Annotated in this window: 15 protein-coding genes; 3 read left to right on the top strand and 12 right to left on the bottom strand. The window is 55.5% G+C overall.

What is annotated here, in order from left to right:
* Positions 1-24 precede the first annotated feature (24 nt).
* The 3 genes from MHI24_RS24920 to MHI24_RS24910 form a co-directional block, all read right to left on the bottom strand.
* Entirely contained in the window at positions 25-744 is a 720-nt protein-coding gene (locus tag MHI24_RS24920; protein ID WP_340022229.1) for a response regulator, read from the bottom strand.
* Positions 734-1,843, bottom strand: coding sequence for a DUF4291 domain-containing protein (locus MHI24_RS24915; RefSeq protein ID WP_340022228.1), 1,110 nt, complete (start codon positions 1,841-1,843; stop codon positions 734-736). Before MHI24_RS24915 ends, MHI24_RS24920 begins: the two co-directional genes overlap by 11 nt.
* A gap of 170 nt (positions 1,844-2,013) precedes the next feature.
* Complete coding sequence (locus MHI24_RS24910; protein WP_340022226.1) at positions 2,014-2,691, bottom strand: lactate utilization protein; 678 nt, start codon at positions 2,689-2,691, stop codon at positions 2,014-2,016.
* A gap of 112 nt (positions 2,692-2,803) precedes the next feature.
* Between MHI24_RS24910 and MHI24_RS24905 the strand changes: the two genes are divergently transcribed.
* Positions 2,804-3,460, top strand: a complete 657-nt coding sequence (locus MHI24_RS24905) for a Crp/Fnr family transcriptional regulator (protein ID WP_340022224.1) — start codon at positions 2,804-2,806, stop codon at positions 3,458-3,460.
* A 35-nt stretch (positions 3,461-3,495) separates the two neighbouring features.
* Here the strand turns inward: MHI24_RS24905 and MHI24_RS24900 are convergent, their stop codons facing one another.
* From MHI24_RS24900 to MHI24_RS24885, 4 genes are all read right to left on the bottom strand, one after another.
* Positions 3,496-4,698: an MFS transporter gene (locus MHI24_RS24900; protein WP_340022222.1), complete on the bottom strand. Its 1,203-nt coding sequence runs from the start codon at positions 4,696-4,698 to the stop codon at positions 3,496-3,498.
* 74 nt (positions 4,699-4,772) lie between these two features.
* On the bottom strand, positions 4,773-5,318 hold the full coding sequence (locus MHI24_RS24895; RefSeq protein WP_340022220.1) for a hypothetical protein: 546 nt from the start codon (positions 5,316-5,318) through the stop codon (positions 4,773-4,775).
* A gap of 131 nt (positions 5,319-5,449) precedes the next feature.
* A complete protein-coding gene (locus MHI24_RS24890) occupies positions 5,450-5,869 on the bottom strand; it encodes a DUF350 domain-containing protein (RefSeq protein ID WP_340022219.1) in 420 nt (139 codons plus the stop codon).
* Between the two features lie 33 nt (positions 5,870-5,902).
* Positions 5,903-8,269, bottom strand: coding sequence for an endonuclease MutS2 (locus MHI24_RS24885; protein WP_340022218.1), 2,367 nt, complete (start codon positions 8,267-8,269; stop codon positions 5,903-5,905).
* Positions 8,270-8,421: 152 nt separating this feature from the next.
* Here MHI24_RS24885 and MHI24_RS24880 point away from each other — a divergent pair, with 152 nt between their 5' ends.
* Positions 8,422-8,769 carry a phage holin family protein gene (locus MHI24_RS24880; protein WP_238654274.1) on the top strand — a complete coding sequence of 116 codons (348 nt, stop codon included), beginning with the start codon at positions 8,422-8,424 and terminating at the stop codon, positions 8,767-8,769.
* Between the two features lie 60 nt (positions 8,770-8,829).
* On the opposite strand, the gene MHI24_RS24875 is transcribed toward MHI24_RS24880, so the two are convergent.
* Positions 8,830-9,915, bottom strand: a complete 1,086-nt coding sequence (locus MHI24_RS24875) for a GGDEF domain-containing protein (protein WP_340022217.1) — start codon at positions 9,913-9,915, stop codon at positions 8,830-8,832.
* Between the two features lie 259 nt (positions 9,916-10,174).
* Between MHI24_RS24875 and MHI24_RS24870 the strand changes: the two genes are divergently transcribed.
* Positions 10,175-10,561, top strand: a complete 387-nt coding sequence (locus MHI24_RS24870; RefSeq protein WP_340022215.1) for a cupredoxin domain-containing protein — start codon at positions 10,175-10,177, stop codon at positions 10,559-10,561.
* Between the two features lie 523 nt (positions 10,562-11,084).
* Here MHI24_RS24870 and MHI24_RS24865 read toward each other — a convergent pair.
* From MHI24_RS24865 to MHI24_RS24850, 4 genes are all read right to left on the bottom strand, one after another.
* Positions 11,085-12,278 carry a sugar ABC transporter permease gene (locus MHI24_RS24865; RefSeq protein ID WP_340022214.1) on the bottom strand — a complete coding sequence of 398 codons (1,194 nt, stop codon included), beginning with the start codon at positions 12,276-12,278 and terminating at the stop codon, positions 11,085-11,087.
* A 2-nt stretch (positions 12,279-12,280) separates the two neighbouring features.
* Positions 12,281-13,792 carry a xylose ABC transporter ATP-binding protein gene (locus MHI24_RS24860; protein WP_340022213.1) on the bottom strand — a complete coding sequence of 504 codons (1,512 nt, stop codon included), beginning with the start codon at positions 13,790-13,792 and terminating at the stop codon, positions 12,281-12,283.
* Between the two features lie 89 nt (positions 13,793-13,881).
* On the bottom strand, positions 13,882-14,937 hold the full coding sequence (gene xylF / locus MHI24_RS24855; RefSeq protein ID WP_340026782.1) for a D-xylose ABC transporter substrate-binding protein: 1,056 nt from the start codon (positions 14,935-14,937) through the stop codon (positions 13,882-13,884).
* Positions 14,938-15,174: 237 nt separating this feature from the next.
* Positions 15,175-16,752: a helix-turn-helix domain-containing protein gene (locus tag MHI24_RS24850; protein WP_340022212.1), complete on the bottom strand. Its 1,578-nt coding sequence runs from the start codon at positions 16,750-16,752 to the stop codon at positions 15,175-15,177.

The following is a 16,752-nucleotide window of genomic DNA, read 5'->3' as shown; positions in this document are numbered from 1 at the left end:
TGCTTATTCGTAGAGCTTTTCATATTAGATATATTTGCTGATCAACTGGTGTCCTTCAGGCTTCACCTTGTACATATACACCGGTCTGCCGACCGCCCCGTAGCTCAGCTCCATCTCCAGAATGCCCGCTTCGGTCAGAAAAGCCAGGTATTTGCGCACCGAGATCCGCGAGATCGGCGCATGGCTGCTGATATCCTCCGTGGAGAATACCGGACTCTGAAGCTCATGGATCGTGTTCCAGATGCTCTCCAGCGTGCCTTCCGCCAGCCCTTTGGGCAGAGGCAGCACTGCCGGCTTGTCCTCTTCCGCCCCCTGCGAATGACGCAGCAGCTTGTCGAGCTGCTCCTGGCTGAGATGCTCCTTGTGCATCAGCTTATAATCCTCACGGTAAGCCGACAAGGCCGCTTGGAAGCGGGCGAACTCAAACGGCTTGATCAGATAATCCACCGCCCCGTTCTGCAGCGCCTTGCGGATGCTCGCATTGTCGCTGGCCGCCGAGATCACAATGATATCCACCTTGCTCCCCTGCTCCCGCAGGGTGGAGAGCAGCTGCAGCCCGCTTGTATGCGGCATATAAATATCCAGCAGCATCAGGTCCACCCGCTGCTTCTCCAGCATCGTCATCGCTTCATCCCCTGTAGCAGCCCAGCCAGCATACTCGAAGCCCGGCACCTGCTCCAGATAATGGCGGTTGAACTTCGCTACCATCGGGTCATCCTCTACAATCAACACTCTAATGTTCATAGGTTCTCCTTGCCAGTATGCCTAAAGTTCTTTTGATAGAATTCTCCAAAGGGTACGGCTCCTCCTGCGGCAACAGCTCCGCGCTGAACTTCCCGGATTGTACCGCCGCTCTGGTATCGGCTACGTACTCTGTAATATCGCGGATCTCCACAATCCATTTATGAATATAGTTATGCACCATCTCGCCCCTGAGACCTAACTGAATGGCTCTGCGCGCTAATTTATTCCCATAGATATCTCTATCGGGGTCCCATTGGCATCTCACCGGGGAAGCCTGTAATTTCGTCTGCCATTCCTCCCGGGAAGCATACAGGTCACGGTCATAGGAGGACAGAACGACCTGTGACAAAATATGATCGAAGCCCTCTCTGGTAATATCAATCGCCAAGATCCGTTCCTGATCCGTTTTGGTCGCCCAGCCCGACCGGTACATCATCCATAAGAAAGAAGGCTTGATCCAAGTCATTCTATCGATTTTAAAAGAAGGCCCGAATCGCCCAAGGCTCACTGCCTCATCGGCAATTGTGTGATTATACGCTTGATAGACTCTGACTGTTTGCTTATTGTAATGGGCCATGATTATTTTGTCTGCTGCGTCGGCCGTCCGTTCCAGTTGCTGCAGCGCGTTGGTTCGGATAATCTCATTATCAGATTCGGCAAGGAGCTTCAAATTACGTCTGGACTCCCCCGTGCCAATGTCACCGAGCGCCCAGATACATTTTACCGCTAATGCATAGGAATCGTCATATTCTAAATAATTGAGAGGTGTGATTGCCGCAGCGTACAGGGATTCAACGCTGGCAGGCGACTTCAGCTTCTGCAGAATCCCCGCTATATTCTCATGCTGAACATGCCAATCCGACTCGATCAATTTACAGAGGATGTCCACGTAATCTTTGGTGAAGAGATCAAACGAGAAACCGATGAATAAGGAATATTCGACCTCTTCAGCGCTTTTCCCTGTATAAGCCTCCCCCAACAGCTTCAGCACATAGCTCGGATTCTGCACAACATCCACTGTGAAGTATTGTAAGAAATCAGCCTTGGAGATAGCGTTTGTCATGAGTTGTTCAATTAAGTCTAGCTCGGCAATTGTCATTTGAGTGGTTGCCTCCGGAATTTGTTCTAATACTGCTCCTTTCAGTATATTCTGTGTCAGCTATTCAGTCTAACTTTAGAAGAACTTTTCCTCCTAAAATATAAAATAGCGGCCTGGAATACAGGAGATCTTCTCCTATCCATTAGCCGCTATTCACGAAATTTCCGACCTCAATATCCCAAAGCTTCACCAACGAGGATAACCTTTATTCTCCCCGCTGTTTTACACATTCTGGTTTCGACGATATAAGAACAGATACAATCATCCGATTTACAATCTCCGCAGGCACCGTTGATCAGGCAGGGCGTTTTTTGCGGCGAATGCAGGAATGGGCTGGATGAACTCGAACAACGGGTTGCGTTAATAGGGGCCGCATAGGTTCTGGCTCGTATCACTGCATCTTCTGCGGTCTTGCACACCTTATTCATCCCAACGACAGCTACCACACTTTTCGGTCCAAAAGTAATCGCTGCCGTCCGATTGCCCACACTGTCGATATTGACCAGTATCCCGTCTTCGCTAACGGCGTTAAAGCTGGTTAAATAGGTGTCGCACAAAAGAGATTGGCGCATGAGATCATAACGTTCCTCCATGGTTTGCGCTGTATCACGGTCAATGATGGTATAACTGCCTTGACGTACCCGGTCAAGCAGTCCGATCTCCTCAAGCGTGACTGACCCGCCCCAAGATACCGAAGAATACTCCGGAATTAAGGATATTGCCTTTTCCGCAGCTTCTATGGCGTTGTCACAGTAGTAAGCCTCAAATTTTCTGTTTTGCAGATTTTTAATAACCTTTGATGATAACAGCCGGTTTCTCGCTTTGATTGAATCTTCTTTCGTTTGCATGGTTCTTCCTCCGTTCTGACATTAGACAAGACGGCTAAACTTCGTGTGTATGTATGATTAATATAGTATAGTGAAAAGAAAAAGGATGTTGCACATGCAACGAGAAGTCTTCATGAACAACTTAGACTCCCTATGTCAATCACGTTTATTTGCCGGAATTTCCTTAAGTGATATTCCCCAAATGCTTAAATATCTGTCAGCCACACACAAAGAATATGCAAAGGATGAGATGGTTGTCCGTGAGGGCGATTACGTGGATGATCTCGGCATCATATTGCAGGGTACCGCTCAAAGCACGAAACTCAGCCCCACGGGAAAACAAATTATTGTATCCCTCCATTATCCGGGCGGATATACCGCTGTTCTCACAGCAGCTAGCCGGGGAAGAAGATGCCCGATGTCAGTGAAAGCCTTAGAACCGCTTGAGGTTCTGTTTATTCCGATCCAAAACATCTTGAGCCGTTGCACGAAGCTATGTATGGGGCACGAACAATTACTTGGCAATCTGTTTGACAGTATTGCTGAACGCGCGTTAGAACTGCATGACCGGAACGATTGTCTGATTATGCCGACTATCCGCGATAAGGTCCTAACTTATTTAACAAGAGTTATGCGTGAAGCTGGAACAGAAACCTTTACGATTCCCTTTGACCGGCAAGCCATGGCCGAGTACCTGGACGTAGACCGCAGCGCCCTATCCAGAGAGCTGGCATGGATGAAGCGGGACGGCTTGATTGAGTTTTGTAGGAATGAGTTTAGGGTGTTGTAAGAAGTAGTGGGGGAAAGATGTCAATAATAAAACAATCATACCCTCCCCCTCTGCTCCAACACCCCCCGCACCACCACCCAGCTCCCCAGCGGCGCGGCGCCCAGCACCAGCATGAGCAGCGTGATGGTGCGCAGGGACTGGCTCTGCGACAGGACGGCGATGAAGATCAGCAGGCCGAGGAGGCGGCCGCTCATGAGGCTGAGCTCCCGGAGCACCATCAGCTCGACCCGCTTGCCGGCGCTCTCCTCGGTGACGCCCATCAGGTCGAAGGTGGTAGAGAGCATCGGCAGCATATAGAGCGGCAGGCTTAGCCAGGTGCCAATGCCCATCACCAGCAGGGTGGTGTAATTGACCTTCCACAGCAGGGGGAGGATGAAGGCGGTCAGCAGCAGACTGCCGGCCAGCATACCGCTGCGGCGGGCGCGGGGCTTGTACCATTTGCCTGCTGCGTAATAGCTGACCAGGGATACGGCTGAGGTAATCAGCGCGTATTGCCCCAGCTTGCTCTCCTCTTGGGCGGCAATGTAGACCAGCAGCCCGAGCAGGAAGGAGAACACGCCCTCGCGGATGCCCTGGAACATCAGCGCCGCTGCGGCCGGTCTCCACGGGCTGCCCTTGCGGCGCAGCTCCTGCCAGGGCTCCAGCCACAGGTAGGCCTGGCCGCGCGGACGCTGCTGGAGGCCGAAGCTGAGGACCGCAGCGACGCCATAGATGCAGAGCGACAGCATGAAGACGATACGGTAGCCCCGCTCGCCGTGCCAGAAGGAGATCATCCAGCCGGAGACCCAAGGGCCGACAATGCCGGTCAGGGAACCGAGCAGCCCCATCCAGCCATTGAAGAAATCCCGGTTCACGGCGTCCGTGATCTCGAAGAACACAATATTGAAGGCCAGCCAGTATAGCCCGATGGACAGGCCGAGAATTCCGCCCAGCGGCCAGATGTAATGGACCGCATCTCCCCGCAGCCACAGCACCAGCAAATAAAAAAAGCCCGATACGGCAAGTCCCAGCCGCAGGGCATTCATTTTGTTATGCTCTTTCACCCATTTGCCTCCGAGCCAGAAGCTTAAGCCTACGGCCAACTGCTGGGCAACCGTGAACCAGCCGATCATGGCGAAGTTCTGGCGGCTTTTCCACAGGTATACATTCAGGAACGTTCCCGCAAGCACCGTAGCCAGCAGATAGAGTCCGCCTACGGCCAGCAGCAGCGCTGCCTGTCTCCGAACTGAACTTGTCATGCTAATCCTCCCTGCCCTCTGATTACTCATCTCTAACTAAGATGTCCAGACGGCAGGGAAATCATGAACGCTAATTATTCGGCCGGCTTGCTGAGATTACGGACCAGCTGGATGCGGTCCTCCTGGGCCAGGCTGTGCTGTACATGGAAGCAGGAAGGGCATACGAACAGATTAAGCGCGAACGGCGCTTTCAGAACAGGTCCGCCGCCCAGCGCTTCCGGCGCTGCCGGAGTGAAGCCCTCCACCTGCTGCTTACCGGAGTGGAGCATCAGCTCATGGCATTGCGGACATTCCGGCGCTTCAAGCTGTGCGGCCAGAATCTCCGAGACGCTCTGTTCATAACGCTTCAGGTCATAATCATCGCCGAACTGGACCAGCGTATTGAAGATAGGCACCACACCGTCTTTATCCTCGTCATCCCACAGATGGTCATCGCTGACCTCATCATCTGCAGAGCTGTCAGTGGCATCCGGCTCTTCATCCTCCAGATCCTCGGCACCAATCGTCACCGTGCGATAACCGCTAAGCTCATTGTTGCAATGCGGACAAGTCTCCTCCGGGCCGAACTCCTCGTCCCATACAATCTCGGTATGGCACCATGGGCATACTGTTGTTTCCATCTGTAATTATCTCCTTCATATCTCACATTCGGTTCAATTCACTGTTAAATAGATGATGCCGGCCGCCAGGAACGCCAGAGCGGACACGAACAGAATCCGTACCAGAATCTTCATAAGCTCCGCTCCCCCGTCTAGAATATAGAAGCGCCAATTACGTAGGACAGAGAGACGGAGATCAGCAGCGCGATCAGTCCCACTGCCCGGTTATCTGCGGCAATCTCGTCATCAATCGAAAACACCGGGGTCAGAAATTCAAACAGGAAGTAGGCCAGCAGCAGCAGCAGGAAGCCCACAAGCGACCACTTCATGGTCTCATAGATCGACGCCCCGGCTTCAATGCTGAAGCGCAGGATATTGCAGATACCGAAGATTTTGCCTCCGGTCGCCATGGCTACAGCCACATTCCCTTTGCGGATTTCTTCCCAGCATTTGTATTTCGTCACCATTTCGAAGAATGACAGGAAGACGACCAGACCCAGGATGGCTACGGTAAAATAACCAAGCAGCGCGCCCAGCGGATGTTCCAGCAAAAGATCAATATTATACTGCATACTTCTCCCTCTTTCTGCCGGAATGTTAGGACGCTACTCCAGTTCAGCTACGGTAACACCGGCGCCGCCTTCATTGTAATTCCCAAGCCGGTAGCTTTTGACATGCTTGTGCTTGCGCAGATATTCCTGTATCCCGGTCCGCAGAACGCCCGTCCCCTTGCCGTGAATAATCGAGATCTGCCCAAGATTGCCCAGGAAGGCCTCATCGATGAAACGGTCCGTCTCCATGATGGCTTCCTCCAGATTAGCCCCCCGCAGATCAAGCTCGCTGCGGATGCTCTCATCGCGCGTACGCTTAACGGTAGTGGCCCGGCGCAGCGCCGGCGGCGGATTATCCGGGGCGGAGGCTACGAACTCCAGGTCGCTGAGGTTGACCTTCATCTTCATGATCCCGAACTGCACAACGGCTTCCTTCGCGCCGCTCAGCTCGACCACGAAGCCCTTCTGGTTCACATTCGCCACCTTGACTTCGTCCCCGGGCTGAATCTTGCGCGGCGCCTTGGAGGTGCTGCGCGGAGCTGTCTTTTTGCGCGGAGCAGGCTCTGCCTCATCCAGACGCCGCCGCGCCTCGATCAGCTTATGCTCCTTGACGGATGCCCCTTCCTCCATCGCCAGGCGGCGGAGGTCGCTGATAATCTCCTCGGCTTCCTTGCGTGCCTTGGCAAGAATGTCGCTGGCATCCTTCTCGGCCTTCTCCAGACGCTTGTCACGCTGGCTCTCCAGCTTCTCCAGCTCCTGCTGCTGCCGCTTGCGGAATTCCTCCGCCTCGCGGCGGACCGCTTCCGCCCGTTCGCGTTCACTCTCGGCGGTAAGACGGTTCTCTTCGAGCGAAGCAATCATATGCTCGACGCGCAGGTCCTCTTCCTTGACCTCGCCGCGCGCATGCTCAAGAATGGCCCCGGGCATTCCCAGCCGCTCGGCAATCGCGAACGCATTGCTTCGTCCCGGCACACCGACCAGCAGCCGGTAAGTCGGACTCAGGCTCTGCACATCGAATTCCATGCTGGCATTAATGACCCCTGCGCGCTCATAGGCATAAGCCTTGAGCTCGCTGTAGTGGGTCGTTGCCACCATCCGCGATTCAGTACGGTGGATATGCTCCAGAATGGCAATCGCCAGCGCCGAACCCTCTGCCGGGTCTGTCCCGGCTCCCACTTCATCGAGCAAAATAAGGCTCTTTGGGGTCATCCGCTTCAGAATGGATATAATATTGGTCATATGGCTGGAGAAGGTACTGAGGCTCTGCTCAATACTCTGCTCATCGCCAATGTCGGCATAGATGGCATCGAAGACACACAGCTGGCTGCCTTCCTCAGCCGGAATGAACAGGCCCGACATCGCCATCAGGCTGAGCAGCCCGATCGTCTTCAGGGTAACCGTCTTCCCGCCCGTATTGGGGCCGGTCACGATGATCGAGCTGTACTGGTTGCCCAGCTCCACATCCAGCGGCACGACCTGCTCCGCCGGAATCAGCGGATGGCGGCCCTTGCGCAGCCGCAGATACCCGCGGTCATTCATGCGCGGCTGGATCGCCTTCATGCTGCGCGCCAGGCGCGCCTTGGCGAAGATGAAGTCCAGCCCGCCCAGGATATCGATATCGTAAGTCATCTCTTCAGCAATATCGCCGACCAGCGCGCTCAGGCGGTGCAGGATGATCTCGATCTCCCGCTCCTCACGCAGCCGGGTCTCCCGCAGCTTGTTGTTCATCGCCACAATCGATTCCGGCTCAATGAACAGCGTGGCCCCCGACCCGGACTGGTCGTGGACAATCCCGCCGAAGTGGGCCCGGTACTCCGCCTTGACCGGAATGACGAACCGGTCCCCGCGGATGGTAACCAGCTGATCCTGCAGCATCTTCGACACCGAAGATGAGCGGATCATCGAATCCAGCTTCTCGCGGATACGGGTCTCGCCGCCGCGCAGCTCGCGGCGGATATTCGCCAGCTCCGGGCTGGCCGAATCCATAATATCAGCATTCTCATCAATACACTGGCGGATCGCATCCTCCACCGGCTTCTGCTCGGAGAGCAGATCGCTCTGCGCATACAGCATCGGAATATTCTCATCCTCATGCATGGCACTAAGGAACCGCTTCACCCGGCGGGCCCCGCCGACCGTGTTCGCAACCGCGAGCAGCTCCGTAGTGCCCAGCATTCCGCCGATCTGCGCGCGCTTCAGCGCAGGCCGGATATCGGTCACGCCGCCGAACGAAGGTATTCCCTTCAGCCGGTCCACGTTCACCGCTTCATCCGTCGCCTGCAGCAGCAGCTTCACTCCCTCGAAATCGCCGGAGGGCGTAAGCGCTTCAGCCCTCAGCCGTCCCATCGGTGTCTGCGTATACTGCATCAATGTATTTAAAATCTTGCGATATTCAAGCGTATGCAAAATTTTGTCGTCCAATTACCGTCACAGCTCCCTTCATAGATGGAACCATTATACCTAATTTAGCCCATTTTCGCTATTTGGGTATGATTTCTGGGCATAGAAAAGTGTACAAAGGCCACAATAACAACGCACATATCCTTAAGCGAACGCCAAAGGAGGTTAGTTCATTGAGATTCTTAGGTCATGTGGTTCGTTTCGTGGTTGCAGCAATCGTTCTGATGGTGGTGGGCTGGATCGTCCCGCAGTTCACAGTCGGGGGCTTCTGGAGCGCCTTCATGCTTGCGCTGGTAATCGCTCTGCTCGGCTGGGTCGTTGAAGGGATTTTCGGCAAAAAAACCACGCCCTTCGGACGCGGAATCGTCGGCTTCCTGGTCAGTGCCCTGGTCATCTGGATTGCCCAGTTCATCGTCAGCGGTGTCAGCGTCTCGATTCTCGGCGCCCTGCTTGCCGCCTTGGTCATCGGGATTATTGACCTCTTCCTGCCGGTCTCCACACCGTTCGAAGCAGGCAAATAGGCGAGTGGACAAACGAAACCCCCAAGCTCCCGGTCAACTCGGAATTGGGGGTTCTTTGTCTTAAGCATAGGATACCTGGGGATTATCGTCATGGGCAAGTCCGCAGGTAACAACGGTGTTTTTGCCGCTCCGCTTGGCGGTGTAGAGGGCATCGTCCGTCTTGCGGAACAGCATTTCCTTGCCGTCCCCGAGCTGGTAATGGCAGAACCCGATACTGACCGTAATCGGCTTGCCTCCGGCATACGGATGGACCATTGCAGCAATGTCTGCCCGCATCTGCTCAGTAGTTGCTAAGGTGTCCTGAACGCTTTTATCCGTAAAAATCACTGCGAATTCTTCTCCGCCGTACCTGGCCGCAAAATCATTCAGCCCGATCATGCTGTTCACCTTCGCCGCCACCTCCTTGAGTACAAGGTCGCCGACCCAGTGTCCGTAGGTATCATTAATATGCTTAAAATTATCGATATCAAACAGCGCCAGCTGCAGCCTCAGCCGGTTGCTCTCGCACTGCTCCAGCAGCGAATCCAGATATTCATGGAACGACTTGTGATTGTAGAGGCCGGTCAGCGCATCCATCTTCAGCAGCTTATCGGAAATCGCCCGCTCAACCATCAGCTCCTGCTCAGACTTGGTAAGCTGCTCCAGATATTCACGGGTCTCCCGTCCCCGGATAATCACCGTCCGCGCCATAATGGCAAAGATAATATACACACACTCCACCAGCAGGAACTCCAGCAGCGGCTTGCCGAGCAGAGGCCGTTCCAGCGCGAAATAGATGACGGCATAGAATATTGTGCTGAAAATTCCAAGAGAGTACAGCAGCCGGTGGTCGAAATAGATCAGAGCAATCATAATCGGCATCATCACCGTCATCTGGGCACCGTCCACATAAGGCTCCAGCACAAAATACATCAGATAGGAAACGATGAACCCGCATACGACAACCGCCTGTTTATGATAAGTACACGACCGGCGCAGCCAGATCTCCGCAGAAACCATGGTAAGCACAATCATCACGTTGCAGACGAGGAACATATGCCCTTTGCCGGGACTCAGCATCACCCCGGAGTCAGCAGAGCGGGAGAACAGCACAAAAAGGTACTGGGCAGCCATCAGGCAGAGCACGATCATCCAATATCCGTTCAATATTCTGCGGTGCCACTTCTCCGCGTGTTCCGCTTCATGGGCGCTATTAATGTAAATCCCCTACTTCTCAGCCAAGTAATAAACTACAAAAGTTCAGCTTTAATTATAAAGAATTTAAATAGCTTTTGCATCATATTTTTGCAATTTTCGACAAAGTTTGCAGGCGATTTACGGCCCGTCCTCTCTGCGCAGATTCCCCGAGACAACCCGGCGGATTTACGCTATGCTAGTGTAGATGGCTTGATAGAGGAGGATGCATATGATCAGGAAGTCCGCTATGGCTGCTTCTGTACTGCTCGCCCTGCTGCTGAGCGCCTGCGGAGCCAATGGCAACAGTAATTCTGAGAGCGCTAACAACGCAGCGGAGAGCAGCCTGACGGCTGAAGAAGAGATCGTCATTACCGCTACCAATTACAGCTTCGACCAGCAGGAATACCATCTGAAGCAAGGCGTTCCGGTCAAAATCACATTCGTGAACGAGAGCGGCAATCACGGCATTCTGGTGCCGGAGATGAAGCTGAGGCTGGATGCCAAAAATTCCTCGAAGGTGGTTCTGCCCGAGAAGGCGGGAACGTATGAGATGACCTGCGCGATCATGTGCGGCTCCGGCCACAGCGGAATGATTGCCAAGATTATAGTGGAGTAAAGGGCGTGGAAACAGCTCTCTTCCCCGTCCGCCTACTCCGGATTAATTGATTGAGGCGTATTGAGGCGACTTCAGGAGCATTAGTGCACCTCATTCGTTCCTTTAGGCTGCTTCCCGCGAATTCTGGTGCATTAGTGCTCTTCATTAAGCACCTGTAGACTGTATATGGCCCACGTGCCTCCGCAGCGCCGAATGTGTTCGGTTTTTCGCATACATTTGCTCCTCGCACCCCCGCCGCGCCCAATGTGTTCGGTTTTTCGCATACATTTGCTCCACGTGCCTCCGAAGTGCCCAATGTGTTCGGTTTTTCGCATACATTTGCTCCACGTGCCTCCGAAGTGCCCAATGTGTTCGGTTTTTCGCATACATTTGGTCCGCGCGCCTCCGAAGTGCCCAATGTGTTCGGTTTTTCGCATACATTTGGTCCGCGCGCCTCTGTGTGCCCAACTATACATCAAATAAGCCGGCGGGGAGATTCTCCCCTACCGGCTTATTTACGTTAGCAGCTGCTACAGCCCTATACTTACTTCACACCCTTGCTCCGGTTCGAGATGTCCAGCCAGACGGCAATGACCAGGATGGAGCCCTTGACCACATACTGCCAGAACGACTCCAGCCCCATCAGCGACATGCCGTTATCCAGCGAGGTCATGACCAGCGCCCCGATGAGCGCGCCGATCACGGTCCCGGCTCCGCCCATCAGCGAGGTGCCGCCGATGACGCAGGCGGCAATCGCATCCATCTCCGCCATGTTCCCGGCGGTAATCGTCGCCGAAGCCAGGCGGGAGGTCAGCACAATCGCGGCGATGGAGCCGAGCAATCCGCTGAGGATGAAGACCAGCATCGTCTTGCGCTTGATGTTGATCCCGGAGAGCCGGGCGGCCTCAATATTGCCCCCTATGGCATAGATATGGCGGCCGAAGGTCGTCTTGGTCGACAGGAAGTAGAAGATAGCTGCCAGCACAATGACGAAAATGATCGGGAACGGAATGCCTTTATAGTTATTCATTAGAGCTACGAAGACCACTACCAGCAGCGACAGTCCTGCTACCTTGAAGATATCCATACCCAGCGGGGCCACGGCGAACCCGTATTTTTTGCGCGAGCGCCGCTTCGTGAACGCGCTCCAGAGCAGCAGCGCTACCGCTAGTACGCCCAGAATGATGCCGAAGCCCGGGGCAAAATAAGCATTGCCGAGCAGCGCCAGCACCGGGTCGGACACCGGAATGGTCATCGATTCGGTCACGCCCATCAGCACCCCGCGGAACACCATCATCCCGCCGAGAGTGACAATGAAGGCCGGAATCATTTTATAGGCGACCAGCCAGCCCTGCACCAGACCCAGCACCGCACCGGCGGCAACCGTACCCAGGATAACTACAATTGCGGGAAGCTCCAGCCAGTTGCTGAGAATCGCCGCCATCCCGCCGGTCAATCCCACGATGGAGCCGACGGACAGGTCGATATGCCCGGCCACAATGACCAGCACCATGCCGATCGCCAGAATAGAGGTCACGGACATCTGGGTGAACAGATTGGACAGGTTCCGCGAGGTCAGGAAGGTCGGATTCAGCAGTCCGAACAACACCCAGATCAGAATCAATGCGCCCACCATGGTGTAGGCACGGACATCCATTTTGCCGAACAGACCGCGCAGGCCTGAGCCTGCGGCAGCCGGAGCCGCTTCCGGCTCCCTGAGTTCTTTTTGCAGCTGCATTTCTATTTACCTCCTGTGGCGGCCAGCATAATATTCTCCTGCGTTGCCTCGCGCCAGTCATATTCCCGTACCAGTTGCCCTTCGCACATGACCAGAATCCGGTCGCTCATCCCCAGCACCTCGGGAAGCTCGGAGGAGATCATAATGATCGCTACTCCCTGTTCGACCAGCTTGTTCATCAGATTATATATTTCGTACTTCGCCCCGACGTCGATGCCCCGGGTAGGTTCGTCCATAATCAGAATTTTGGGGTCACTCATCAGCCATTTGCCGATAACCACCTTCTGCTGGTTCCCCCCGGAGAGTGTGCCGACCAGTGTCTCCAGCGAAGCTGTTTTCGTCTTCAGGTCCTTCACGTACCGCTCCGACCACCGGATCTCCTCGTTCTCATTGATGACGCCGAATCTGGCGATTTTGCCGAGTGTAGCCAAGGTTGTATTCCGCTTCACATCCATGCCCATGACCAGCCCCTGGCGCTTGCGGTCCTCCGTCACCAGAGCAATCCCTGCCTTGATTGCATCAGCCACCGAACGGATTCGGGCAGCCTTGCCTTCAATCAGCACCGTGCCTTCGTTCCTTCCGCCATACGCACCGAACAGGCTGCTGACCAGCTCGGTCCGTCCGGCCCCCATCAGCCCGGCGATGCCGAGAATCTCACCCTTATGGAGCGTGAACTCAATATCCTGCAGCACCTTCTGCTGGCGCTTCTCCGGGTGCCATACCTGATAATTCTTAACCTCCAGCACCTTATCGCCAGGGGAATGCGCCACCCGGGGATAACGCTCGGTCAGCTCGCGGCCGACCATCAGCGAGACCACCTGGTCGTCATTGGTGGCCTGGCGGTCCAGCGTCGCCACCGTCTTCCCGTCCCGCAGCACGGTGATGGAGTCGGCCAGCGCGAACACCTCGGGCATTTTGTGCGAGATATAGACACAGGTGACGCCCTCGCGCCGCAGTTGATTCAGAATGCCCATCAGGATGGACACCTCGCTCTCGGTCAGCGCCGCTGTCGGCTCATCCAGGATAAGAATCCGGGTATGCTTGGAGAGTGCCTTGGCGATCTCTACGAGCTGCTGCTGCCCGATGCCCAGATTGCCGATCTTCGTATCCGGCGACAGGTTCAGCCCGACCCGCTTCAGCCACTGGGACGCCTGATGGTACAGCTCGTTCCACTGGATCGCTCCCCGCTTCACCGGCTCTGCCCCAAGGAAAATGTTCTCGCCAACCGTCATCTCCTTCACAAGCGCAAGCTCCTGGTGAATGATCGCAATCCCGGCCTGCTCCGCATCCGTAATTTTATGAAACGCCTTCTTCTCGCCGCCGATACGGATCTCGCCTTCATAGGTCCCCGCAGGGTACAAGCCGCTCAGCACCTTCATCAGCGTGGATTTGCCTGCGCCGTTCTCCCCGCACAAGGCGTGGATTTCCCCTTGCTTCACCTTGAAATTCACGTGGTCCAGCGCCTTCACGCCGGGGAAGGTCTTGCTGATCTCCACCATCTCAAGTACATTCATGCCTGCCGTTCCTCCTTCCGGCCCTCAAGCGGCAAAGCAGACGCAGTTATCGCCACTGGCGCCGCATCTGCTTGCCGTACAGGCTGCCCTTATTGTTTCGGCCACTGGTCCTTCGGAACGTTCTTGTAAACATCCTCAAGCTTGTGGAAGCCGTCTTTGATCAGCACATCCAGGTTATCCTTATTCACGGCAATCGGATCAAGCAATACCGACGGCACATCAATTTTACCGTTGTTAACTGTCTTGTCTGTCGAAATTGTTTCGCCCTTGGCAGCCGCTACCGCCATCTCCGCAGCCTTGGTTGCAATCGCGTTGATCGGCTTGTAGACGGTCATGAGCTGGGTGCCCTCGGCAATGCGCTGCACAGCGGCAAGGTCGGCATCCTGGCCGGATACCGGAATTTTGCCGGCCATGCCCTGCGCGGTCAGCGCCTGGATGGAACCGCCCGCCGTCCCGTCATTGGCAGCAACCACACCCTGTACATCGTTATTGTTCGCGGTCAGCGCATTCTCCATATTTTTCAGCGCTTCTTCCGGCTTCCAGTCCTTGGAGAACTGGTCGTAGACAATCTTGATGTCTCCCTTCTCTTCCAGAGGCTTCAGAATATTCATTGCCCCTTCCTTGAACATATGGGCGTTGTTATCGGTATCCGCACCGCCGATGTAGACGATGTTACCTTTCGGAGCCTTATCAATGACGGCCTGGGCCTGGAACTCACCGACACGCACATTATCGAATGAGATATAATAGTCCACCTCGGAATTGTTAATCAGCCGGTCATAAGCAATCACCTTGATGCCTTCCTTATGCGCCTTCTCCACGATCGGAGCGGTTGCCTCCGCATTATGCGCAATGACCACCAGCACATCCACGCCCTGCGAGATCAGCTGCTCGGCCTGGCTAAGCTGGGTTGCATCATCCCCGTTCGCCGCCAGCACCTTCACTTCGCCGCCAAGCTCCTCAACCTTCGCTGTGAAAATATCCCGGTCCTTCTGCCACCGCTCCTCCTTCAAGGTATCCATCGACATGCCGATGACAATTTTGTCCCCGTCCTTAGCTGCTCCAGCGGACTCTTTTTTCTCGTTGTTACCGCTTGAGACCACTCCGCAGCCCGCCATTGACGCCGCCAGCAATAATGCCGCCATTCCCAGGGAAATGGCTCTTCCGTATTTTCTCAACGATTTCTACGCCCCTTTTCATTGACCCTAGATTTGATTGCGCTTACAAAAAAAGTGTAGCATGAACACAACAGCACCGCCCCTGCTAATCCCTGCACTTTTTTATCCTCCACCCGCATTCCCGGATGCTCTGCTGTAATGTAATTTTCCCCTTGCCCTTTCATAGGATAAACCGGGGTTACAGCACAAAAAAGTCCTTGCTTCTCAGCAAGGACCCTTCTCCTGCAGCTGGCGGAATTCGCTGGGCGTCATCCCCTCCGCCTTCTTGAAGACCCGGCTGAAATAATTCGGGTCCTTGTAGCCCACCTCGTAGCATATCTCCTTCAGGTTCATCTGCTCCCCGGCCATCAGCCGCTTCGCTTCATTGATCCGCAGCCGTGTCACATAGTCGATGAAGGTCTCCCCCTCATGCTGGCGGAACAGCTTGCTGAAGTAATGGGGGCTCAGGTTCACATATTCCGCTGTCTGCTCCATCGAGATATCCTCTTTGTACTTCTGGCTGATATAGAGCAGCGCCCGCTGATGGACATGGGAACGGTTATGCTCCTGCTCCTCCTCCAGCCCGTGAATTAAGCGCTCCAGCCAGGCTTCGGCACTCAGCCTGAGGGTAACGGAATCTTCTGCCGCATTCAAGGAAGCGAGAATCTCCGCGCCGGCCGGAGAGTGCACGCCTCTGGCCAGGAACAGCAGCAGGCCGGTCACCTCCCCCCGCAGGGCCGGCAGCGGCTGCTGCCCGTCCTGCTCCAAATAGCTGTAGAGCGCGCGGAAGCGCTCCTCGGCCTCTGGTCTGCTGCGCTGGAGCAGAGCGGCCAGCAGCTTTTTCTCCTCATCCAGAGAGACTGCGGTCTGCCCCGAGCTCTGGATGATATCGTCATAATGATGCACCCCGAAGGCATCATGGTACTCGGCGCAGACGCGGACGGCTTCCCGGTATGAGCGGCTGAGCCCGTCCCAGCCGCCGCGGATCGAGCCGATGCCGATGCTGACGGGCAAGGCGAAGCGCTGCCCGGCATACTGGCGCAGCCGCTCCCCGAAGTCCAGCGAGCTGACGCGCTGGGAGTATCCGGTGCGGCCCGGCGGCAGGGGGATAAAGAGCGCCAGCTGGTGTCCGATCAGCGGGCTGGCCAGGCAGCCGAGGCCTGTTTTGGCAAATTGCTTGACTGCTTCATAGACCTCCCGCTTAGCCTGGCGGAACACCTCCCAGCCCTGCTCCCCGTGCCGGGGAAAGGACAGGACCATCGCATAGCCCTTGCTCAGATTGAGCTCCAGCAGTCCGGCCAGCTGCTCCGGCTCCAGATCCTGCACATGCTCCAGCATCAGCATCAGGGTCAGCTCATTCTCGGCCAGCGGCAGCAGATGGGCCAGCTTCTCCTGCAGCTCCAGCTCTTCGTTCCTGCGCCGCCGCTCCTCGCGGATAACCGTAATGAGCTGGTCCAGCACATTCGCGACCTCCTCCCGCCTTGCAGGCTTCAGCAGATAGTCCCGCACGCCGAGCAGCAGCCCCTCCTTGGCATAAGCGAAGTAATCATGGGCTGTGATCATCACGATCTGGACCGAGGGGAGCTTCTCCAGAATCTGCCGCACCGCCTCCAGTCCCTGGATGCCGGGCATCTTGATATCCATGAAGATCATATCCGGCCGGTGCTCCTCGGCAAGCTGAATGGCCCTGCGCCCGTTCTCGGCATGATGAAATTCGAAGCTGTCCGGATACAGATGCCGGATCATCAGCTCCAGCCCCTCCCGCTCCAGCGCCTCATCGTCGGCAATCAGCAGCTTGAACAT

The organism is Paenibacillus sp. FSL K6-1096, assembly GCF_037977055.1.
Lineage (GTDB): Bacteria > Bacillota > Bacilli > Paenibacillales > Paenibacillaceae > Paenibacillus_AQ.
The sequence above is the reverse complement of the archived record's forward strand: the minus strand, read 5'-3'. Positions and strand labels throughout refer to the sequence as shown.